The sequence below is a fragment of the Streptomyces sp. NPDC001351 genome (assembly GCF_042896045.1).
GTDB lineage: Bacteria > Actinomycetota > Actinomycetes > Streptomycetales > Streptomycetaceae > Streptomyces.
Genome location: NZ_JBIAWS010000004.1, coordinates 134166 through 154855, shown reverse-complemented (window position 1 = coordinate 154855; position 20690 = coordinate 134166). Strand labels below are relative to the sequence as shown.

Genomic DNA, 20690 nt, shown 5'->3' with positions numbered 1-20690 from the left:
CCGCCAGCTGTTGGACCGGTCATGGACTTCCTTGACCGGTCCATGGCTTGTTCCTGGTTCCGGATGTAACTAGAGGACGCAACTATCTACGCGGGTAGTCCCGCCGCGCCCTCCTCCAGTTCCCCTCCATGACCAGGAGCCCCGTATGCCCGCCAGTCCCCTGAACCGCCGGGAATTCGTGAAGAAGTCGGCCGTCACCGGGGCGGCCGTCGCCGCGGCCGGGACCGTCGCGGCAGGCCCTGCGCAGGCCGCCGACCGTACGCCCGAGAAGGCCTCCAAGGCCCCCAGGACGTGGACGTTCTCCATCCTGGGCACCACCGACCTGCACAGCCACGTCTTCGACTGGGACTACTACAAGGACGCCGCCTACAGCGACAAGGCCGGCAACTCCGTCGGTGTCGCGCGGGTCGCCACCCTCATCAAGCAGCAGCGCGAGGCCAAGGGCGAGGAGCACGTCCTGCTCGTCGACGCCGGTGACATCATCCAGGGGACCTCGCTCGCGTACTACTTCGCGCGGGTCGACCCGATCACCGGCAAGGACGGCAAGAGGGGGCCCAAGCACCCCATGGCCGTCGCCATGAACCACATGCGCTACGACGCCGCCGCCCTCGGCAACCACGAGTTCAACTACGGCATCGAGACGCTGCGCAAGTTCGAGAAGCAGTGTCACTTCCCGCTGCTCGGCGCGAACGCCCTCGACGCGAAGACCCTGCGGCCGGCCTTCCACCCGTACACCGTCAAGCGCATCTGTGTGCCCGGCGCCCCCGACATCAAGGTCGGCATCCTCGGCCTGACCAACCCCGGTATCGCGCTGTGGGACAAGGACAACGTCAGCGGGAAGATGGTCTTCCCGGGGCTCGTCGAGCAGGCGAAGAAGTACGTGCCGCGGCTGCGCGCGCTGGGGTGTGACGTCGTCTTCCTGACCGACCACTCCGGGCTCGACGGATCGACCTCCTGGGGCGACGCGCTCCCGTATGTCGAGAACGCCTCCAACCTCGTCGCCGAGCAGGTCCCCGGCATCGACGCGATCCTCGTCGGCCACACGCACAAAGAGGTCTCCTCGTACACCGTCAAGAACGAGGAGACCGGCGAGGACGTCCTGCTCTCCGAGCCGTACTGCTGGGGCTACCGCCTCACCGTCTTCGACTTCGAGCTCGAACTGCACCACGGTCAGTGGAAGGTGACGAAGAAGGCGGCCCAGACCCTCGACCCGAAGGGCGTCGAGGAGGACCCGGAGATCACCAAGCTCCTCAAGGCCGACCACGACCTCGTCGTCAAGTACGTCAACACGGCCGTGGGCACCTGCACCCAGGACCTCCCGGCGGCGGAGTCCTGCTGGAAGGACGTCCCCATCATGGACTTCATCCACGAGGTCCAGATGCAGTCGGTGAAGGCGGGCCTGTCGGCGAGCGATGCCGCGCTGCCGCTGATCTCGGTCGCCGCGCCGTTCAGCCGCACGGCCGACATCCCGGCCGGGAGCGTGACCATCAAGGACATCGCCGGGCTCTACATCTACGACAACACGCTGTACGGCAAGAAGCTCACGGGCGCCCAGCTGAAGGACTACCTGGAGTTCGCGGCGAAGTACTACCACCAGGTCCCGTCGGGCACGAAGGTCGACACCGCGACGCTGACCAACGCCAACAACTTCTGGGACTACATGTACGACACGGCCGCCGGCGTCTCGTACGACATCGACATCGCGCAGGCGGAGGGTTCGCGGATCAAGAACCTCACGTACAACGGCGCCCCGGTCGCCGACGACCAGGTCTTCGTCGTCGCCGTCAACAACTACCGCGCGAACGGCGGCTCCGGCTACCCGCACATCGCCACCGCCGACATCGCCTACAGCTCGACCAACGAGATCCGCCAGCTGATGATCGACTACGTGACGTCCAAGGGCACGCTGGACCCGAAGGACTTCGCGGTCACCAACTGGAAGCTGACGCAGGACGGGACGGCCGTGTTCTCCTAGGTCTCCCCGAACCCTGCTTGAGGGGGCGCCCGTTCGCCGGGCGCCCCCTCAACCGTGTCATTCCGAGAACGCCCCCGCATGCGCTCCCGCCCACTCGGCGAACGTCCGTGGCGGCCGGCCCAGTAGCTTCTCCACCGTCGGCAGGACCTCCGCACCGCGGTCGCTCGCCCGGGTGCGCTGCATGATCGCTTCGACGACCTCCGGCGGGAAGCCGTAGGCGGACATCCCCGCGCGGGCCGCGTCGTCAGGGAGGGGGCGGATGCGCAGGTCGCGGTCGAGGACGCGGGCGAGGACCGACAGTTCCTCGGCGGGGGTCAGGGATTGAGGGCCGCTCAATTCATAGGTGGCGGCCGCGTGTTCGCCGGCCTGCGTCGACGTCAGGGCCAGGGCCGCCACCTCTGCCAGGTCCGCCGGGTCGATGCTTGCCGCCGGGCGGTCGGCGAAGGGCACGGCCACCTCGTCGCCCGCGCGGAGCCGGCCCGCCCACTGCAGGGCGTTCGACATGAAGCGGCCGGGGCGGAGCAGGGTCCACGCCCACTCCCGGGACGGGGCCGTCACCGCGGCCTCCGCCTCGGCGTGCCAGCGGGCGATCACGTCGGAGCCCGCTCCCGCGTCCAGGACGGACAGCTTCACCACGCGCCGGATCCTTGCCCTCGCCGCCGCCTCGGCGAGGGCGACATCGTGGGTCGGGCCGGGGGCCGTGCCGACGCCCTGCGCCGACATCAGGAAGGCCCCGCTCGCCCCGGCGAACGCCGCGTCCAGGCTCGCCGGGTCGTCCGCGTCGCCGTACACCGCCTCGACGCCGGCCGGGAGCCGTGCCTCAGCCGGGCGGCGGGTCATCGCCCGTACCGGGTGGCCGGCGGCCGCCAGCCGTCGTACCAGCTCCCCGCCCACATGGCCCGTCGCCCCGGTCACCAGGATCATCGCGGTCCCCTCTCGTCGTGCCCCCAGCCTGTGCGCACCGGCCGCCCGCCGCGTCGCACGCGTGGAGGCAGCCGTCCTGCTCCCCAGGGAGTACGGGTGAGCACCAACAGTGCACAACCCGGCATTCTGTGCAAGTCGGGCATACGGTGAAGGTGCGCACGTGCGCGGCGACCAGAAGAAGGTGAGAGCGATGCGTGTACTGCTCAGGGCGCACTTCGACACGGAGAAGTCGAACGAGGCCATCCGGAACGGCACCCTCGCGAAGATGATCCAGTCGTCGGTGGAGCAGATCAAGCCCGAAGCTGCCTACTTCACCGCCGACGAGGGCGAACGCACCGCCTTCCTCGTCTTCGACCTACAGGACGTCTCCCAGATACCCGTCATCAGCGAGCCGTTCTTCCTCAACTTGGGGGCCAGGATCGATTACACCCCGTTGATGAACCTGGAAGACGTCGAGAAGGGCCTCTCCCAGGTGCACTAGCTGAAGACGATCATCGACCCCTGCGCCAGGCTCCGCGTCGCCGCCGCGTGCAGGCCCAGCCACACATGGCGTTCGCGGGCGAAGGGGCTGGGGTCGTACGGCGCGGGGACGGCGGGCTCCTCCAGCTCCGTGGGGGCGCGCGGGGGTTCCGGCGCCGCCGGAGGGTTGGCCGGATCTATGCCGATCGACGGGGCCACGTACTCCAGTTCGCGCAGCAGCGCCTGGGCGGAGCCCAGCGGGCCGCCGCCGGCGAGGAGTTCGTCGTTCGACAGGGGCTGGGGGAAGTCCACGGGGACGTAGGCGCCCGCGTGGTCGTAGTGCCAGACGAGGTGCGACTGCTGGGCCGTCGCCTCGAACATCTCCAGCAACTGCTCGTAGTCGCCGCCCAGTTCGTCGACCGGGGTCACCGGCAGCCCGCACACCTGGAGCAGGTAGACCCGGCGCAGGAAGTGCAGCGCGTCGTAGTCGAAGCCGGCCACCGGGGCGACCTCGCCGGACAGGCCCGGCATGTACTGGTACACCGGCACCGGCGGCAGCCCGGCGGCGGCGAGCACGTTGTTGTACTGCGCGAGTTCCTCGGCGAACGGATTGTCGGGCGTGTGGCACAACACGTCGACGAGCGGTACCAGCCACAGGTCACAGGCCAAAGAAGGCTCCTCACACGGCAAGTCGGTCAAGGCAGGGTAATCGGTACGGCTGCGCCGGCGCTCCGCGCGGGCGACGGGTAATTCGGAACAGGCACCAAGCGGCCCGCGCGAAGCCGGCGGCGGTTCGGCCGCGCCCCCAAAGGGGCGCGGGGCTGTATTCATTTGCGGCTCCGCCGCGTGGGCGCGACAAGCCACAACGGACCCGCAGACGAAAAGCCACCCATCGCGGCCCACCTAGCGGAGCGCCTGGTGCAGGTCCCATACCCACACGCCGGCCACCCACTTCCCGGGTCGGCCCACCAGTTCGGTAACGGCCCTGCGCAGGGCCTCCTCGTGCGGTCCGGGGGCCACCACCAGGGCTCCCGCCCTCCAGTAGGCGAAGTCGCGCCGGGCCTGTGCCCGCCAGGTCGCGTCGAGCCTCGGGACCACGCCCGTGTCGCGGATGTCACTCAGCAGGTCGGAGGTGTAGCGGGGGGAGGCGCCGTAGATACCGATCCGGTCGTCGCCGTAGGGGCCGTTGAAGTAGCCGCCGGGGAGCCTGAAGCCGAGGCCGGCCTGCTGCTGCCAGTGCAGGGCCTCCGCGTCGCCGGCGTCGGGCAGCGGCACCGTGACGAGCGACTCGCCCTCGCGGACGTACGGCTGCCAGGCCCCGGTGGTGAAGAACGTCGGCGTCGCGGGGCGTTCGACCGTCTTCAGCGGCGCCGGGACCAGCGGGAGCAGGGCCAGGCAGACGCCGAGCAGGCCGAGGTACTGGGTGCCCAGGGTGCGGGTTGCCGTCAGCCGGTCCAGGGCGAGGGCGAGCAGCATGCCGAGCGCGGGGGCGCAGATCATCGCGACCCGGCCCTCGATGACCGACTCGAACAGCGGCAGCCTGGCGAGGAGCGCCCAGGGGCCCGGGTAGACCCTGTCCGTCATCGGTATGCGGAACTCGGGGCCGAGCGAGAGCAGCGCCGCGCCGGCCGCGGTGACCGCCAGCGCCTTGACCAGGGCCCGCTCCCACAGCCGTACGACGATCGCGAAGGCGAGCAGGACCAGCGGCCAGCCGTAGAAGGCGTTCTGCTCGGTGGGGTTGGGCGAGAGGGCATTGGCGCGCCGGGCGTTGCCCGCGATCAGGGAGCGCTCGGCGAAGGAGAGCAGCGCGAGGGGGCTGTTGCCCGAGTTGTCGCCGTGCGGCATGTGCGCGTAGCTCTGCGGCCCGGCGAACTGCCAGACCAGCGGGTACACGACGAGCGGCAGGCAGACCGCGGCCGCGACGGCCAGCCCTCGCAGCAGCGGCCGCCAGGCCTGCCCGGCCACATCCCTGCGGACCACGCCGTAGGCGCCCGCGAACAGCACCAGGCCGATCGCCGCGAGCAGCAGCGGCTCCTCGCCGAGGAAGACCTGGTACGCCGCCATCAGGCCCAGGACCACCCCGTCCCGGACGACCCGGGCGCCCGTGCACAGGCGGAGGGCCCGGTCGATGATCAGCGGGATCATGAACAGCACCACGAAGTTGGGGTGCGCGTTGGCATGGCTGACCATGGGCGGCGCGAACGCCGCGAGCGCCGCGCCGACGAAGGCTGCCGGCCGCCGCCGTACGACGCGCTTCACGATCAGCCGGTACCAGGCGGCCGCGGTGGCGGCGAGGCCCAGCGTCATCACGACGCTGAGGGAGACCGCCGGGCCTGCGAGGAGCGTGAGCGGGGCGAAGGGGACGGTGAGGCCCAGCATGACCGTGTTGGCCATCAGGTTCACGCCGTCGGGGAAGCCCTGCAGGTCGGAGAAGAGGGGATTGTGCAGGTGGGCGACGTTGTGGGCGGTGACGTCGAAGAACCACTCCCACTGGTTCTGGTCCTGGAGGGAGTCGGGCAGGTAGCGGTGGTCCGGGTCGAAGAGGCGGCCCGAGTACAGGGCCATCGACATGAGGAGGAAGAGGGTGACGGCGAAGACGTCGGCGGGGCGCAGGGAGCGGGCCCGCAGGCGGGCCAGTTCCGCGAGGACGCGGACGTAGTCGAGGTGGCGCAGTTTCGAACCGGGCCGGTGGGACCAGCGGACGGGGACCTCGGCGACCTGCCAGTCGGCGCGGTGGAAGTGCCGCAGCACCTCGACGTCGATGCCCCAGCCGTTGATCCGGGAGGCGGCGAAGGCCTCGCGGGCCTTCTCGCCCTCGAAGAGCTTGAAGCCGCACTGGGTGTCCCGTATGCCCGGCACGGTGGTGCGGCGTATGAGTAAGTTCCCTGCGCGGCCCAGCAGCTCGCGCACCGGGTGCTGACGGTCCCCGATCACCGCGCCGGGCACGGAACGGGAGCCGATCGCCGCCGCGTTCCCCTCGCTGAGCGCCTTGTCGAGCTGCTCCAGCTCCTCGATCGGGGCCGCGAGATCGGCGTCCGTGACCAGCACGCGCCGCCCGCGGGAGGCGGCGACGCCCAGGCGCAGGGCGTTGCCCTTGCCGCGGTGGTGCGGGCCGGTGACGAGCCGGACGCGGGGCTCCTTCAGGCCCGCGACGACGTCCCGGGTGCCGTCCGTCGACCCGTCGTCGGCGACGACGACCTCCCACTCGCCCCAGCGGCCCTCGTTGTCGCGCAGATAGCGGGTGACGGCGTCCAGGGTGGGGCCGAGGCGCTGCTCCTCGTTGAAGGCGGGGATGACGACGCTGAGGTCCACGGCCCAGGCAGGCGTGCCCCTGGCCGGCTTGCTCATGCGTCCGCCAGCCGCTCGATGAGGGCCAGCGAGTGCTCGTTGTACGAGGCGACGATCGCCCGCGCCGTCCTGGTGTCCCGCTTGGCCAGGGCGTCGACCAGCTCGGTGTGGCCGGACCACAGGGCGCCGCGCAGATCGGACAGCCGGCGCAGATGCTGCACCGCGCACACCCAGGACTGGACGCGCAGCCGGTGCAGGAAGTCGGCCAGATAGGGGTTGCCGAAGAGGGTGCCGAGCTCGTGCCAGAAGCGCAGGTCGTAGCCGATCAGCACGGTGAGGTCGCCGGCCAGCGAGGCCCGCTGCGCCTCCTCGCCGCGGCGCCGGACCCCGGCGAGTGCGGCGACGGCACGGGGCTCGTCGTGCGGCGGGAAACGCTCCTGGTCCCGGTCCAGGGCGATGAACATGCCGTCGGTGACCAGGCTGCGGGCCTCGATGATGCCGCGGTAGTCGGCGACCGAGTACTCGTGGACGTGGAAGCCGCGGTGCTGGTCGGCGTCGAGGAGGCCCTGCGCGGACAGGTCGACGAGCGCCTCGCGCACGGGCGTCGCGGAGACCCCGTACTGCTCGGCGATCTCCTTCACCGTGAACTCCTGACCCGGCTGGAGCCGCCCCGCGAGGACCTCGTCGCGTAGCGCGTCGGCGATCTGCTGCCGCAGGGTGCTGCGGGTCACGGAGCCGTTGCCGCTGCTGCCGGGCATGTGTCGGGCGTCTCCTCGTCGCGTTCGGGTGGCGTGCACGTATATCTACGAGCACGCCACCTTACGCGTTCGACCTCCCGCTGTTTACCCGCGTAGCTGTGGTGATCCGGTGCGGCACCTGAGCGGCCGCAGATCGCTACTCGGTGTACTCGTCCGCCACGGACAGCGCCGCGTCCAGTGCCGCGAGACCCTCCTTCAGCTCGGCCTCGCTCACGTTGCACGGCGGCACGACATGGGTGCGGTTCATGTTGATGAAGGGCCAGATGCCGTGCTTCTTCGCGGCGGCGCCGAAGGCGGCCATCGCCGCGTTCGCCTCGCCGGCCGGGTTGTACGGCACCAGCGGCTCGCGCGTCTCCCTGTTCTTCACCAGGTCCAGTGCCCAGAACATGCCGACACCGCGCACCTCGCCGACGCTCGGGTGCCGCCCGGCGAGCTCCCGCAGCGCAGGACCGAGGACGGTCTCGCCCAGCTGCCCGGCGTTCTCGACGACGCCCTCCTCCGCCATGACGTTGATCGTCGCGACGGCGGCGGCGCAGGCCAGCGGGTGCCCGGAGTACGTCAGACCGCCCGGGTAGGCCCGCTTGCCGAAGGTCTCCGCGATCGCGCCGGAGATGGCGACACCGCCGAGCGGCACATATCCGCTGTTCACGCCCTTGGCGAAGGTCATGAGGTCGGGCACGACACCGAACAGGTCGGCGGCGAACCACTCACCGGTCCGCCCGAACCCGGCCATGACCTCGTCCAGGATGAAGACGATGCCGTACTTGTCGCAGAGCTCCCGCACACCGGCGAGGTAGCCGGGCGGCGGCACCATGATCCCGGCGGTGCCCGGAATGGTCTCCAGGATGATCGCGGCGATGGTGGCCGGTCCCTCGAAGGCGATCGTGGTCTCGAGGTGCTCCAGCGCCCGCGCGCACTCCTGCTCCTCGGTCTCGGCGTAGAACCGGGAGCGGTAGAGGTACGGCGCCCAGAAGTGCACGACACCGGCGGCCGCGCCGTCGGAGGCCCAGCGGCGCGGATCCCCGGTGAGGTTGATCGCCTGCTGGGTGCCGCCGTGGTAGGAGCGGTAGGCGGACAGGACCTTCGGCCGCCCGGTGTGCAGCCGCGCCATCCGTACGGCGTGCTCCACGGCGTCCGCGCCGCCGTTGGTGAAGAAGATCTTGTCGAGGTCGCCCGGTGTCCGCTCGGCGATCAGCCGGGCCGCCTCGGAGCGGGCCTCGATCGCGAAGGCGGGCGCGAACGTCGTCAGGTGTGCGGCCTGCTCCTGTATCGCGGCGACGACCTTCGGGTGCTGGTAGCCGATGTTGGTGTAGACGAGCCCGCTGGTGAAGTCCAGGTACCGCCTGCCGTCGTAGTCCCAGAAGTACGACCCCTCCGCACCGGCGACGGCGAGCGGGTCGATGAGCTCCTGCGCGGACCAGGAGTGGAACACATGAGCACGGTCCGCGGCCTTCACGGCGGCGCCGGCCTGGGGGTTTGGCTGAGGGGTCATGGCGGCGAGCGTAGGAGCCCGCGGCGCCCGCTCGGTATCGGCTTCCTGTCGGGCATGTGGCGGTTTCTGCGACAGGTTGTCGGGCCGGACGGCTCGGCGGGGGTGCCGCCCGCGGCGTTACGGAACCGTAGACACCGCTCCGGGCGACTACTCCCGCGACCGCACTATTCTCGGTCTGTTGCACACACGGGGGGAAGGCGGCGCGGCCATGGAGAAGCTCGGAGCGGGGGACCCGCAGCGCATCGGGGCCTACCGGCTGCTGGCCCGGCTCGGTGCCGGGGGCATGGGGCATGTGTACCTCGCCCGCTCGGACCGGGGCCGTACCGTCGCCGTGAAGCTGGTGCGGGAGGAGCTGGCCGCACAGGAGGAGTTCCGGGCGCGGTTCCGGCAGGAGGTGCAGTCCGCGCGGCAGGTCGGCGGGCACTGGACGGCGCCCGTCCTCGACGCCGACACGGAGGCCGCGGTGCCGTGGGTGGCCACCGGGTACGTCGCCGGGCCCAGCCTGCAGCAGGTCGTCGGGCACGACCACGGGGCGCTGCCCGAGCGCTCGGTGAACATCCTCGCGGCCGGGCTCGCGCACGCGCTGCAGGACATCCACGCCGCCGGGATCATCCACCGGGATCTGAAGCCGTCCAATGTGCTCGTCACCATCGACGGGCCGCGGGTCATCGACTTCGGCATCGCGCGGGCGCTGGAGACGGTGACGGACGGCGGCCTGACGCGGACCGGCGCGCTCGTCGGCTCGCCCGGCTTCATGGCCCCCGAGCAGGTGCGCGGCGACCGCATCACGCCCGCCTGCGACGTCTTCTGCCTGGGCTCCGTGCTGGCCTACGCCGCCACCGGACGGCTCCCCTTCGGCAGCGCCAACAGCGGTGTGCACGCCCTGATGTTCCGCATCGCCCAGGAGGAACCCGACCTGGAGGGGGTGCCCGAGGGCATCGCCGACCTCGTACGGGACTGCCTGAAGAAGGACCCGGGCGCGCGGCCGACGCTGGACCAGGTGCTGGAGCGCACGGGCGCCGAGGACACCGTGCTCGGCGGCCGCTCGCGCGACCCCTGGCTGCCGAGCGCGCTCGTCGCCCAACTCGGCCGTCACGCCGTGCAGTTGCTGGACGCGGAGGATCCCGAGGAGGGGGCGGAGGGCGCGGCGGCACCCGGCGGGCCTTCGTTGCGGAAGGCGGCACCCGAGGCCCCGCCCGAGCACGCCCCCGCCGCCGACGACTCCGCACCGGAAGCCGGCACCCCCGCCGGGCCGCCCCCGCCGGGGCAGCCGGGCGGCGCCGCCCCGCTGAACCACCTCCCCACCATGGTCGCGGGCCAGGCCCCACCGACACCCCCGCCCGCCCACGCGCAGACACCCCCGGCCTACGGCTATCCGCAGCAGCACCCCCAGCAGCAGCCCGCCTACGGCTACCCGCCGCAGCAGCCCGGCGCCTACGGCTACCCCCAGCAACCCGGCGGCCTCGGCTCCACCCCGCCCTACGGCCCGTCCTACACCGGCCCGGTCCCGCAGGCCCCGCAGGAGCCGCCCCGCCGGAGCGGCCGTTCCACCGCGGCGCTGATCGTGGTCGCCCTGGTCGTCGCGCTCGGCGCCGGCGGCTCGGTCTACGCCCTGATGAACGGCGGCAGCGACAAGGCCGACAACAAGCCGAGCCCGACCCCGACCAGCAGCGCACCCTCACAGCCGGAGCCGAGTCCCACGGCCCCGACGACCGCGCAGCCCACCACCTCCGCACCCGCGGACGGCGCGATCCCCACCGGCTATCTGGGCACCTGGACGGCCACCATCACCAACGCCGACGGCCAGAACACCCGCGAACTGACCATCCAGCAGGGCAAGGTGGGCGACTCGGTCCTCTCCCTGGTCGCCGACGGCCCCACCAGCAGCGGCACCTACCACTGCGTGTTCCAGGCCGACCTGACCGCGGCACCGGGCAGCGGCGGCCCCCTGGAGATCGGCCCGTCCACGGTGACCTCCGGCGACCCCGGTTACTGCAAGCCGGGCGACGCCACCGAGCTCAGCCTGCTGCCGGACGGCAGTCTGCAGCGCGAGAACACCAGCAACGGCGAGAAGCTGAAGTACACCAGGCAATGAGGCGGGCGAGGGGCTGACGGGCGCCCTTGTGTCGTAGTGGCGTGTCCATGACGATGAGGGGAGCGTCGGCATCGGCAGCCCCGGGAGGACACATGCGTCCCAGCCCCACCAGGAGAACGGTCCTGACCGCGACGGCGGCCGGCGCCGCGGCGCTCGGGGCGGCGGCGAACCCCGCCGAAGCGGCCACGCGGGGCCACCACGCGCCCGCCACCGCACAGCCCCCGAGCCGCGAACTCCGCGCGCTGCTAAGGGAGTTGGATGCCGCACGCATCGAAACGACCGTCCGCAAGCTCGTCTCCTTCGGCACCCGCCACACCCTCTCCGCCCAGGACGACCCGGACCGCGGCATCGGCGCCGCCCGCGACTGGCTCCTCGCCGAGCTGCGCTCCTGTGCCGCCACCTCGGGCGGGCGGATGACGGCCGAACTCCAGTCGTACGTCCAGGAACCGGCCTCCCGCATCCCGGCCCCCACGAAGATCACCAACGTGCTCGCGACCCTGCGCGGATCGGTCACCCCGGAGCGCGTGTACGTCGTCTCCGGGCACTACGACTCCCGGGTCACGGACGTCATGAACGCCACCTCCGACGCGCCGGGCGCGGACGACGACGCGTCCGGGGTGGCCGTCGTACTGGAGCTGGCGCGGGTGATGGCGACCCGCCGGCCGGCCTCGACGATCGTGTTCGCGGCGGTGGCGGGGGAGGAGCAGGGGCTGTACGGATCGACGTACCTGGCCCAGCAGTTGAAGGCGGCCGGCACGGACGTGCAGGGGATGTTCACCAACGACATCGTCGGCAGCTCCACGGCGGACGACGGCACCGAGGACCCGTACACCGTCCGGCTGTTCGCGGAGGGCGTCCCGACCTCGGAGACGGCGGAACAGGCCGCGATCCGCAGGTCGGTGGGCGGCGAGAACGACTCCCCGTCCCGCCAGCTCGCCCGCTTCGTGCGGGACGTCGCCGACAACGACGCGACCGGCATGCACGTCCGGGTCGTCTACCGCCGCGACCGCTACCTCCGCGGCGGCGACCACATCCCCTTCCTCGAACGCGGCTATCCCGCCGCCCGCTTCACCGAACCGGCCGAGGACTTCGCCCACCAGCATCAGGACGTCCGCGTCGACGAGACCGGCAAGCAGTACGGCGACCTGCCCGAGTTCTGCGACTTCGACTTCGTCGAGCGGGTCGCCAGGGTCAACGCGGCCGCCCTGTGGACCCTCGCCCAGGCACCGGGCACGCCACGCGGAGCCAAGATCGTGACCTCCGCCCTGACCAACTCCACCCGGCTGGTGTGGACACGGGGCACGGAACCCGACCTGGCGGGCTACGAGATCGTCTGGCGCGAGACCACGGCACCGGAGTGGACGCATGTGATCCCCGCCGGGGACGTCACCACGTACGAGGTGGACCTCTCGAAGGACAACGTGTTCTTCGGCGTACGGGCCGTGAACCGGGCGGGCAACAGAAGCCCGGTCGCGTTCCCGGCCCCGCAGTCCTAGCCCGCCAGGCTCACCCCCGTACCGTCACCGAGTGCGGGGCGCCTGCCGGGTCACCGCGGCTCGGGCGGTCGCTGACGCGGCATGTTCGGCCGTGAGCCCGCCCCCGGAGGCAGCGGGAAGCGCCCCTGCGCACTGCCCGTCTCCTGCCGCGCCGCCCCGGCCGACGCGGCCTGGACCCCCATCGGCGCCGAGCCTCCGGTGCGGAACTCCACCATCCAGTCGGCCGTCTCCGCCCGCACCAGCTCCGTCACGTCCTCCGAGAAGCGCCGCAGTACCGCAAGGCACCGCTCGGCGGCCTCGCTCGCCGTGCCCTCCGCGGGGCCCAGCACCTCCCGCACACTCTCCGAGGCCCAGTCGAACTGCAGCACCTGCAGCCGCCGCTGCACCGCCTGCGCGGTCGCCACATCCCTTATCCAGCCCGAGGTCACACCGAAGAACCGGTCGACGGCCACACACGCCACCGCGAACAGCAGCGCCAGATACCCCCAGGCGGCCATCCCGGCGATCACCCCGGTCAGATCGAGCAGCGGCAGTGCGGCCCCGGTCACCGCCCCCAGTGCGGCCCCCGTGCGCAGAGCCCGCGCACCCCGCCGCTTCCACACCCGGTCCGCGAGATACCAGGCCGCCGTCTGCAGCGCCCCGCGCTCCACCCACAGATACAGCTCGTGCAGCCGCTCGGCCGGCTGACCCCAGTCCCCGAGCGGGAACGAGCGCCCGATCAGATCGCCCGGCCGCAGCCCGGCCGCACCCTCGCCCCACCCGTCCTGAGCCGGCCCCTCGGGCTGCATCTCCGGCTGACCCACACGGCACTCCCTACTGATCATGACGCTGATCACGAGACTGATCACGAGGCTGACCACGACCGAACACGTTGCGTGACACCCGATCCTGATGTGCCCGACCTTCCTACCGCCCAATGGGTGGCTCGGCCCCGGAATTCACCTCTATTCCGCCCGGAAGAGGGTCTTGATCAGGTATAGGACTCGGCAACACCTCACTCGAAAGAGTGCTGGGGCGATGCCTGGCTGGACCACGTAGGCTCGTGCCAGGCGGGAAAACCTCGCCCATACAGCCGTACGAAACCAGGAGCTGATCGTGATTCCCGGTGGTGGCCAGCCCAACATGCAGCAGCTGCTCCAGCAGGCCCAGAAGATGCAGCAGGACCTGCAGCGGGCGCAGGAGGAGCTGGCGCAGACGGAGGTCGACGGGCAGGCGGGCGGCGGCCTGGTGAAGGCCACCGTCACCGGCTCCGGCGAGCTGCGCGCGCTGAAGATCGACCCGAAGGCGGTGGACCCGGAGGACACCGAGACCCTCGCGGACCTGATCGTCGCGGCGGTCCAGGCGGCCAACGAGAACGCCCAGAACCTCCAGCAGCAGAAGCTGGGCCCGCTGGCCCAGGGCCTGGGCGGCGGCAGCGGTATCCCGGGCCTGCCTTTCTAAGAGAGGCGTCCGCCAACTACCGTACGTACTTGCAAGGAACCCCGGGAAGGACGGCAGTCCGTGTACGAAGGCGTGGTGCAGGACCTGATCGACGAGCTGGGGCGGCTGCCCGGCGTCGGTCCCAAGAGCGCCCAGCGGATCGCCTTCCACATCCTGCAGGCGGAACCGACGGACGTACGGCGGCTTGCGCAGGCCCTGATGGAGGTCAAGGCGAAGGTCCGCTTCTGCGCGATTTGCGGCAATGTCGCACAGGAAGAGCTGTGCAACATCTGCCGTGACAGCCGCCGCGACCCGTCGGTGATCTGCGTGGTCGAGGAACCCAAGGACGTCGTGGCCATCGAGCGCACCCGCGAGTTCCGCGGCCGTTACCACGTCCTGGGCGGGGCGATCAGCCCCATCGAGGGCGTGGGTCCCGACGACCTGCGTATACGGGAACTTCTCGCGCGGTTGGCCGACGGGACGGTCACGGAACTGATCCTGGCCACGGACCCGAACCTGGAGGGCGAGGCCACAGCGACGTACCTCGCCCGCATGATCAAGCCCATGGGCCTCAAGGTCACCCGCCTGGCCAGCGGCCTCCCGGTGGGCGGAGACCTGGAATACGCGGACGAGGTGACCCTCGGCCGCGCCTTCGAGGGGAGACGACTCCTAGATGTCTGACGCCACGCTGCATGACGCGACGCAGGACCCGGACGACTTCGCGGTCCAGATCGCGGACCAGGTGGAGAGTTTCCTGGTGGCGGTGACGGAGGTGGCGAAGGGTGACGAGCCCGACTCCGCCGTGCCCTTCCTCCTCCTTGAGGTCTCCCAGCTGCTGCTGGCCGGCGGCCGCCTCGGCGCGCACGAGGACATCGTCCCCGACGAGCGCTACGAGCCCGACACGGGCCCGGACGTCGACGTGGACGAACTCCGCGAGAACCTCGCCCGCCTCCTGGACCCGATCGACGTCTACTCGGAGGTCTTCGACCCCTACGAGCCGCGCAAGGCCCCGGTCCCGGCCCGTATCTCCGACGACCTCACCGACGTCATCACCGACCTCCGCCACGGCATGGCCCACTACCGCGCGGGCCGCACCACGGAGGCCCTGTGGTGGTGGCAGTTCTCCTACTTCTCCAACTGGGGCTCGACGGCCTCGGCCACCCTGCGCGCCCTGCAGTCGGTGGTGGCCCACGTCCGCCTGAACCAGCCCCTGGAGGAACTGGACGGCCTGGACACGGACCAGACGCCGATGGGCGACGAGACGCTGGAGTTCGAGGCGGGCAAGGTGATGCAGGAGGAGATCGGGGGGCCGCTGGGAATCAAGCGGGGGTAGCGGGCTCCCCGGAGCCGCCTGGACGGCCGATTCCCCGCACTTTCCTGACAGCCGGCGGACAACGTGGTCATCATGTGACGTATGAGTGCCTTGTTCGACCGCCGTCCCGCGGTAGACGCCTCCGTCGAGGCCTCCGCCGCTTCCGCGGTCGCTGCCGGACGGGACATCGGGCAGGCGATCACGGCCCCCGGCGCAGTGGGCATGCACGTCGAGAACGCCACGCTGTTGTCGCCGGACGCCTGTCCTCCTGCGGCCGACGTTGCCTGCCCGGCGGGCTTGTTCCACCTCCCCACCCGGGCCGCCCTGTTCGTGGGCCGCCACCCTGAACTGGCGCTGCTGGACGAGGCGTTGGCCGCTCCGGGGCAGGCGCTTGTGCATGCCATGCACGGCCTCGGCGGTATCGGCAAGTCCACTCTCGCCGCCCGCTGGGCCTCGGGCCGCGTCGGGAAGAATCTCCCGGTCTGGTGGATCACTGCGGACAGCCGGGAGTCGGTCGACGCCGGCCTGGCCAGACTGGCCGCTGCCCTCTGCCCGTCCCTGGTCACCCTCCTTGCCCAGGAGCAGCTCGCCGAGTGGGCCCGGCAGTGGCTCGCGTCCCACTCCGACTGGCTGCTCGTCCTCGACAACGTCTCCCACCCGGCAGACGTCGATTCCCTTCTCTCCCAGGCTACTTCGGGCCGCTTTCTGATCACGAGCCGGCGCTCGACGGGCTGGCAGGGCATCGCGGAACGCATCGAGCTGGACGTGCTGACGAATGAAGAGGCGGTGGACCTCTTCGACCAGATCCGCGGCGGCGCGGAGCCCGTGGACGTGGCCGCGCTCTGCACGGAACTGGGCTGCCTCCCGCTGGCGGTCGCCCAGGCCGCGGCCTACTGCGCCCAGACGCACTGCACGCCCCGGGAGTACCTGGACGACCTGGCCGCCTATCCGGCGGACATGTACGCGGCCACCGACGAGGGCGGCGACAGTGAACGCACCATCGCCCGCATCTGGCACCTCACCCTCGACCGCCTAGCCGACGATCCCCTGGCGGTGCGGCTGCTGCTGATGCTCGGCTGGTACGCCCCCGAGGTCATCCCGCGCTTCCTCTTCGCGTCCCTCGGCAAACCACCCGCCGTAAGGGGCGCGCTGGGCCGCCTCGCCGCCCACAGCATGATCACGCTGTACGACGACACCCTGTCCGTGCACCGGCTGGTGCAGGCGGTGTCCCGGACCCCGGCAGATGGGGACGACCACCGCCACACGGCCGCCGTCGAGTCCGCGCGCGAGAGTGCGGTGCGGACACTGGCGGCGGCGATTCCCGAGGACCCGTACGACCCGAGCGCCTGGTCGACCATGCGCCTGCTGCTCCCGCATGTCGAGGCCCTGATCGAGCACGCGGGGCCGGATACGGACACGGAGACGATGGCGCGTCTGCTGGCATGGACGGCCGACCAGCTGATTTTCACCGGACCAGGGCTGGCGCCGAAGGCCGTCGCTCTGCTCGAACGCGCCGAGGCCGCCCGGATCCGGCTCTTCGGCGCCGAGTCCGCCGAGACGCTGGAAACGCGCGCGGCACTTGCAGATGCGCTGTATCGGGCGGACGACCACGAGCGCGCGGTCCCGCTCGCCGAGCGGGTCCTCGCCGACTGCGTGAGAGCGCTCGGGGATGACCACGCTGCGACGCTCACCGCCCGCCTGAGACTGGCACGGATGCTCCGGCCCGCGCGGGGCAACGAGCGGGCCGCTGCGTTGCTGGAGGACGTGGTGGCGAGGCGTGCGCGGGTTCTGGGGGAACACCACCCGCGGACCTTCCAGGCGCGCAAGCTGCTTGTCCTGAATGCCTCGGGCCACCTCTCGCACCCGGACGCCCACTCCGCAATGGACCTGCTGGACAAGCTGTTCGAGGAGTGCCGGACGGCTCTGGGAGCGGACCATCCCGTGACTCTCTCGATCCAAGGGGAGCGGCTGATGCTGGCTCCGGGAGTGCATCTCATGAAGAACGGCCTGGGGGAGCTGTTCGAAAAGTTCGGCTTCTACGACTCCGCCGCACCCTCCCCCGACGTGATGCCCGACATGGTCGCGGCCGTGAAGGCCCTCGGCCCCTCGGGAACGCGCAACATGCTGGGCTCTGCGACCTATTCGGAGGAAGCCGAGCGGTATGCCGCCGCGTGTGAGCGTGTGTACGGGAGGGAACATCCCAGGACCTTGACCGCGCGGATCACACTCGCTGGTGCGTACGCGTTCGTGGGACAGGGTGGCAACTTGTCCGAGGCGGTGGACCAGGTGGTGTCGGACGCGTCGAGGATGCTCGGCACCGATGACTCGATCGTCGCGACGTTCCGCGGCTTGCGAGACATGCTCAAACAGTTCCCGCTCTTCCAGACCAACCTGCCGGGCGGGCTGGAGGAACTCGCCGCCAGGGCACGGCAGATGGAGCCGCCTTCCTCCCCGGGGTCGGTCGCGTCGACGGCGGAGGACATCGAGCCGGTCTTGACCTACTTCGAGAGTCTCCGCGAGTCGGCCCTGAACGGGACCCTGAAGCGTTCGGACATGGCAGAAATGCTGAACCGGGCGATGCAGACGCTGGTCGAACTGGCCCCTGACTCGCTGAAGCTGCCGTTGGAAGCACCGCCGGAATCCACAGAAGACGAGAACCCCTGACCAGCTGTCCGCCACAATGCGGGGCATGGCGCTGAAACCTTGGGCATGGGCTGGAGTCGGTCTCTTCGGGGCGGGCGCGGCGACGCTGGTCGCGGTGGCTGTCGTGGACCTCGGCAAGGCGGATCAAGTGGCGAGCGTGACAGGAGGAGTTGTCGGCCTCGTCGGTCTCGCGCTGGCTCTCGTCGCACAGTTCGGCGGCACCACTACCCCGTCGGCCCCGCAGCCGAGTGTCACCGCTTCCGGCGCGGGCGCGATCGCCGCGGGCGGCACCATCGGTATGGCGTCCACGGGCGGTACGACGGCTCCGCCCGCGCCCACACCACCGCCACCGTCGGGCGGCACGACGGCGCCGGGCAGCGTGTCCGCCTCCGGCCCCGGCTCCATCGCAGCCGGCGGCGACATCGGTTCGGCGTCCACCGGCCCCTGATGACCGATCGGATCAAGGCCTCGGGGGAGCGGTCGGTTGCCGCGGGTCAGTCGATCGGCATGGCCTTCACCGGAGACCGCGCTGCGCCGACGTTTTGTCGGCAGAATGCTGCCTCCGCTGCCCGATGAGGCCTTCGACCTGCCCGCGGCCACATCGCCGGTGGTCAGCCTGCCGGAGCGAGCACGGCTGTTCGTGGGTCGCGAAGATGAATTGGCCATGCTGGACGCGGCTTTCAGGCAGACGGGCGGAGTTGTTGTCCATGCGGTGCACGGTCTGGGCGGCATCGGAAAGTCCACGCTGACAGCGCGTTGGGCGTCGGCCCAGGCTGGTGTATGCAACCCGGTCTGGTGGATTAGTGCGGAGACGGGGGACGACCTGGACGCGGGGCTCGCAGACCTCGCGCTGGCTCTCCAGCCGGCCCTGGCCGACCTGCTGTCCCGGAAAGTGCTGCGCGATCTGGCCGTAAGATGGCTGTCGGACAACGAGGGCTGGCTGCTTGTACTGGACAACGTCTCCGACCCCGCGGACGTGAAGCCGATTCTGGCGCGGGCGACGGGCGGACGGTTCCTGATCACCACCCGGCAGGCGGCGGGCTGGCAGCGCATCGCGGAGACGCTTTCGCTGAATGTGCTCGAACTGCCGGAGGCAGTGACACTGTTCGAGCAGGTATACGGGCAATCCACATCCAGTACGGAGGAGTTGTGCCGTGAACTTGGCTGCCTTCCGCTGGCGGTGGAGCAGGCGGGCGCCTATTGCCGGGAGGCGAGCCTGACGCCCCAGGACTACCTGGAGCTGCGGACAGCCAATCCCGAGTACCTCCTCAGCTACGTCCCGGAGGGCGGGCGGACCATCGCCCGGGTTTGGCAGGTCACGCTGGACCGGCTGGTGGATGCACCGTTCACGGTTGAGATCCTTCGTGTGATCGCCTGGTGGGCGCCGGACGGCATACCCCGCTCGTACCTCGAACCGCTCGGCGGGCCGACGGAGGTGACAGAGGCACTACGGCTGCTCGCCGCGCACAGCATGATCACCCTGCACGACGACACCATCTCGGTGCACCGCCTGGTCCAGGCGGTCTCGCGGACCGGCGATCCGGATAATCCGCACCGCACGACGGAGGCGGTTGCGGCAGCACGCGAGACCGCGGCAGACCTCTTGAACAGAGCGGCCGAGAACTTTGAGAGCAGCGTCCACAGCGGCTGGTTCGCGCATGCGGAGGCACTGTGCGGACACATCGGTACGGAACCGAAGACGCCCGAGTCGGCGCTGCTGCTCGTCCACGTCGCCAACTGGCACATGGGGATCGACGACGAGGAGGCGGTCGCCAGATCTTGGCAGGCAGTACGGGCCGCGGAGGCGGCCTGCGGCCGACGCCACGAGATCACCCTTCACGCACGCATGCTGCTCGTACAGGCACTTCTGGCGGTGGGTGTAGAGGGCGAGGCGACCAGGCTCCTTCGAGAGGACTGGTCCACGACCGCGCGTGTGTATGGGAGGCGTAATCCGCAGACATTCGAGATCCGTGCTCATCTCGCCTACGAGTTACGGCGGTGCAGTGACGTCACCGCCGCGGTGAGCCTGGCGCGCAAGAACGCGCGGCGGGCCGATCGGGTGCTGGGGTCCGGCCATCCCGCGGCACTGGAGGCCGGCGTCACGCTGGCCGCGATGTTGACGGAGTTGGCGGCCTCGGATTTTACCCGGTACGGGCCGGACGCTGTCGCGGAACTCATGCGTCGCCACGATCAGATCGCTGAGCGTGCCGAGGGACCGCTGAGCGAAAAGTTCGTCGCTCTCATGCTGGGGCTGATACGGCTCAGGGCTGAAATGGGAGAACCCGAGGACGCGTTGAAGGTGGTGGAGGTGGGCATCGAGGCGGCCACGGAGGCGCATGGGCCTCTGAGCCTGACCTCACTGTTCTACCGGACCGTCCAGGTCAAGATGCTGCACGAGTTCGGCGAGACCGATCGTGCCCGCATTCTGGCAGATCTGCTGCTCACCGACTGGGAACGCGGTTTCGCGGAGACACACGCGGTCGGCCTCATGCGCAAGACCCTGGCCCATGTCCTGCCACCAGGCGTCGAACCCAGGGCCTAAGCCTTCGGGCACGTTGCCAAAGCTCCTTTCTGAGGGTGGACCCTCCCGTGAGGGTCAGCAGGAGTACGAGGAGGTGTCTTCCGGTCGCGGCCTGGCAGTCTTCTGGACCAATCAGGCTCGATCAAGGCGACTGCTGGCAGGAAGTACATCCACCGGAAGCCGACCACTGTTTCGCGGCCGATTTCCCCTCGGCCACTTTGATGAGACGGGCGGCGACGCGTCCTGGCGTTTGCCTTCGATCCGTACGGCTTCGAAGGGCGTGCCGACCACGCGGAGTTGGTTGCCCA

General features: G+C 70.6%; 16 protein-coding genes. 10 read left to right on the top strand and 6 right to left on the bottom strand.

The annotated features are described in order from the left end of the window. Nucleotides 1-145 precede the first annotated feature (145 nt). Complete coding sequence (locus tag ACFY1U_RS15520) at nucleotides 146-1975, top strand: bifunctional metallophosphatase/5'-nucleotidase (protein WP_390694656.1); 1830 nt, start codon at nucleotides 146-148, stop codon at nucleotides 1973-1975. Between the two features lie 57 nt (nucleotides 1976-2032). Here the strand turns inward: ACFY1U_RS15520 and ACFY1U_RS15515 are convergent, their stop codons facing one another. Beyond that, entirely contained in the window at nucleotides 2033-2899 is an 867-nt protein-coding gene (locus tag ACFY1U_RS15515) for an NAD(P)H-binding protein (RefSeq protein ID WP_390694655.1), read from the bottom strand. Between the two features lie 190 nt (nucleotides 2900-3089). Here ACFY1U_RS15515 and ACFY1U_RS15510 point away from each other — a divergent pair, with 190 nt between their 5' ends. Then, nucleotides 3090-3380, top strand: a complete 291-nt coding sequence (locus tag ACFY1U_RS15510; protein WP_390695211.1) for a hypothetical protein — start codon at nucleotides 3090-3092, stop codon at nucleotides 3378-3380. On the opposite strand, the gene ACFY1U_RS15505 is transcribed toward ACFY1U_RS15510, so the two are convergent. The 4 genes from ACFY1U_RS15505 to ACFY1U_RS15490 all read right to left on the bottom strand — a co-directional run bounded on the left by ACFY1U_RS15505 (nucleotide 3377) and on the right by ACFY1U_RS15490 (nucleotide 8896). Continuing rightward, nucleotides 3377-4027 carry a hypothetical protein gene (locus tag ACFY1U_RS15505; RefSeq protein WP_351472506.1) on the bottom strand — a complete coding sequence of 217 codons (651 nt, stop codon included), beginning with the start codon at nucleotides 4025-4027 and terminating at the stop codon, nucleotides 3377-3379. The two genes, ACFY1U_RS15510 and ACFY1U_RS15505, sit on opposite strands and share 4 nt — an antisense overlap. A 234-nt stretch (nucleotides 4028-4261) precedes the next feature. Then, nucleotides 4262-6706: a dolichyl-phosphate beta-glucosyltransferase gene (locus ACFY1U_RS15500; RefSeq protein ID WP_390694654.1), complete on the bottom strand. Its 2445-nt coding sequence runs from the start codon at nucleotides 6704-6706 to the stop codon at nucleotides 4262-4264. Next, nucleotides 6703-7404 (bottom strand): GntR family transcriptional regulator, encoded by a 702-nt coding sequence (locus tag ACFY1U_RS15495; protein ID WP_390694653.1) that lies wholly within the window; start codon nucleotides 7402-7404, stop codon nucleotides 6703-6705. Before ACFY1U_RS15495 ends, ACFY1U_RS15500 begins: the two co-directional genes overlap by 4 nt. A 136-nt stretch (nucleotides 7405-7540) precedes the next feature. Then, nucleotides 7541-8896 (bottom strand): aspartate aminotransferase family protein, encoded by a 1356-nt coding sequence (locus ACFY1U_RS15490; protein WP_390694652.1) that lies wholly within the window; start codon nucleotides 8894-8896, stop codon nucleotides 7541-7543. A gap of 208 nt (nucleotides 8897-9104) precedes the next feature. On the opposite strand from ACFY1U_RS15490, the gene ACFY1U_RS15485 reads away from it, so the two are divergent. Together ACFY1U_RS15485 and ACFY1U_RS15480 are read left to right on the top strand one after the other, a co-directional pair. Continuing rightward, nucleotides 9105-10991 (top strand): protein kinase, encoded by a 1887-nt coding sequence (locus tag ACFY1U_RS15485; RefSeq protein WP_390694651.1) that lies wholly within the window; start codon nucleotides 9105-9107, stop codon nucleotides 10989-10991. 92 nt (nucleotides 10992-11083) lie between these two features. Continuing rightward, entirely contained in the window at nucleotides 11084-12487 is a 1404-nt protein-coding gene (locus ACFY1U_RS15480) for a M20/M25/M40 family metallo-hydrolase (RefSeq protein WP_390694650.1), read from the top strand. A 50-nt stretch (nucleotides 12488-12537) separates the two neighbouring features. Here the strand turns inward: ACFY1U_RS15480 and ACFY1U_RS15475 are convergent, their stop codons facing one another. After that, the gene (locus ACFY1U_RS15475; protein WP_390694649.1) at nucleotides 12538-13290 is read right to left on the bottom strand and encodes an SLATT domain-containing protein; all 753 of its coding nucleotides are present in this window, start codon (nucleotides 13288-13290) and stop codon (nucleotides 12538-12540) included. A 292-nt stretch (nucleotides 13291-13582) separates the two neighbouring features. Between ACFY1U_RS15475 and ACFY1U_RS15470 the strand changes: the two genes are divergently transcribed. The 6 genes from ACFY1U_RS15470 (at nucleotide 13583) to ACFY1U_RS15445 (ending at nucleotide 20403) form a co-directional block, all read left to right on the top strand. Continuing rightward, the gene (locus ACFY1U_RS15470; protein WP_030942250.1) at nucleotides 13583-13927 is read left to right on the top strand and encodes a YbaB/EbfC family nucleoid-associated protein; all 345 of its coding nucleotides are present in this window, start codon (nucleotides 13583-13585) and stop codon (nucleotides 13925-13927) included. 60 nt (nucleotides 13928-13987) lie between these two features. After that, nucleotides 13988-14587, top strand: a complete 600-nt coding sequence (gene recR / locus ACFY1U_RS15465) for a recombination mediator RecR (protein ID WP_390694648.1) — start codon at nucleotides 13988-13990, stop codon at nucleotides 14585-14587. Then, the gene (locus ACFY1U_RS15460) at nucleotides 14580-15239 is read left to right on the top strand and encodes a DUF5063 domain-containing protein (RefSeq protein WP_390694647.1); all 660 of its coding nucleotides are present in this window, start codon (nucleotides 14580-14582) and stop codon (nucleotides 15237-15239) included. The genes recR and ACFY1U_RS15460 overlap by 8 nt, the downstream gene beginning before the upstream one ends. 81 nt (nucleotides 15240-15320) lie before the next feature. Further along, on the top strand, nucleotides 15321-17882 hold the full coding sequence (locus tag ACFY1U_RS15455; RefSeq protein WP_390694646.1) for a tetratricopeptide repeat protein: 2562 nt from the start codon (nucleotides 15321-15323) through the stop codon (nucleotides 17880-17882). A 25-nt stretch (nucleotides 17883-17907) separates the two neighbouring features. Continuing rightward, nucleotides 17908-18309 (top strand): hypothetical protein, encoded by a 402-nt coding sequence (locus ACFY1U_RS15450; RefSeq protein WP_390694645.1) that lies wholly within the window; start codon nucleotides 17908-17910, stop codon nucleotides 18307-18309. Nucleotides 18310-18414: 105 nt separating this feature from the next. Beyond that, entirely contained in the window at nucleotides 18415-20403 is a 1989-nt protein-coding gene (locus ACFY1U_RS15445) for an NB-ARC domain-containing protein (RefSeq protein WP_390694644.1), read from the top strand. The last annotated feature ends 287 nt before the right edge of the window (nucleotides 20404-20690 follow it).

Excerpts from the sequence above, each read along its gene's own strand:
- ACFY1U_RS15520 (WP_390694656.1), top strand. The coding sequence starts at position 146 with ATGCCCGCCAGTCCCCTGAACCGCCGGGAATTCGTGAAGAAGTCGGCC.
- ACFY1U_RS15515 (WP_390694655.1), bottom strand. The coding sequence starts at position 2,899 with ATGATCCTGGTGACCGGGGCGACGGGCCATGTGGGCGGGGAGCTGGTA.
- ACFY1U_RS15510 (WP_390695211.1), top strand. The coding sequence starts at position 3,090 with ATGCGTGTACTGCTCAGGGCGCACTTCGACACGGAGAAGTCGAACGAG.
- ACFY1U_RS15500 (WP_390694654.1), bottom strand. The coding sequence starts at position 6,706 with ATGAGCAAGCCGGCCAGGGGCACGCCTGCCTGGGCCGTGGACCTCAGC.
- ACFY1U_RS15495 (WP_390694653.1), bottom strand. The coding sequence starts at position 7,404 with ATGCCCGGCAGCAGCGGCAACGGCTCCGTGACCCGCAGCACCCTGCGG.
- ACFY1U_RS15490 (WP_390694652.1), bottom strand. The coding sequence starts at position 8,896 with ATGACCCCTCAGCCAAACCCCCAGGCCGGCGCCGCCGTGAAGGCCGCG.
- ACFY1U_RS15485 (WP_390694651.1), top strand. The coding sequence starts at position 9,105 with ATGGAGAAGCTCGGAGCGGGGGACCCGCAGCGCATCGGGGCCTACCGG.
- ACFY1U_RS15480 (WP_390694650.1), top strand. The coding sequence starts at position 11,084 with ATGCGTCCCAGCCCCACCAGGAGAACGGTCCTGACCGCGACGGCGGCC.
- ACFY1U_RS15460 (WP_390694647.1), top strand. The coding sequence starts at position 14,580 with ATGTCTGACGCCACGCTGCATGACGCGACGCAGGACCCGGACGACTTC.
- ACFY1U_RS15455 (WP_390694646.1), top strand. The coding sequence starts at position 15,321 with ATGAGTGCCTTGTTCGACCGCCGTCCCGCGGTAGACGCCTCCGTCGAG.
- ACFY1U_RS15450 (WP_390694645.1), top strand. The coding sequence starts at position 17,908 with ATGGCGCTGAAACCTTGGGCATGGGCTGGAGTCGGTCTCTTCGGGGCG.
- ACFY1U_RS15445 (WP_390694644.1), top strand. The coding sequence starts at position 18,415 with ATGCTGCCTCCGCTGCCCGATGAGGCCTTCGACCTGCCCGCGGCCACA.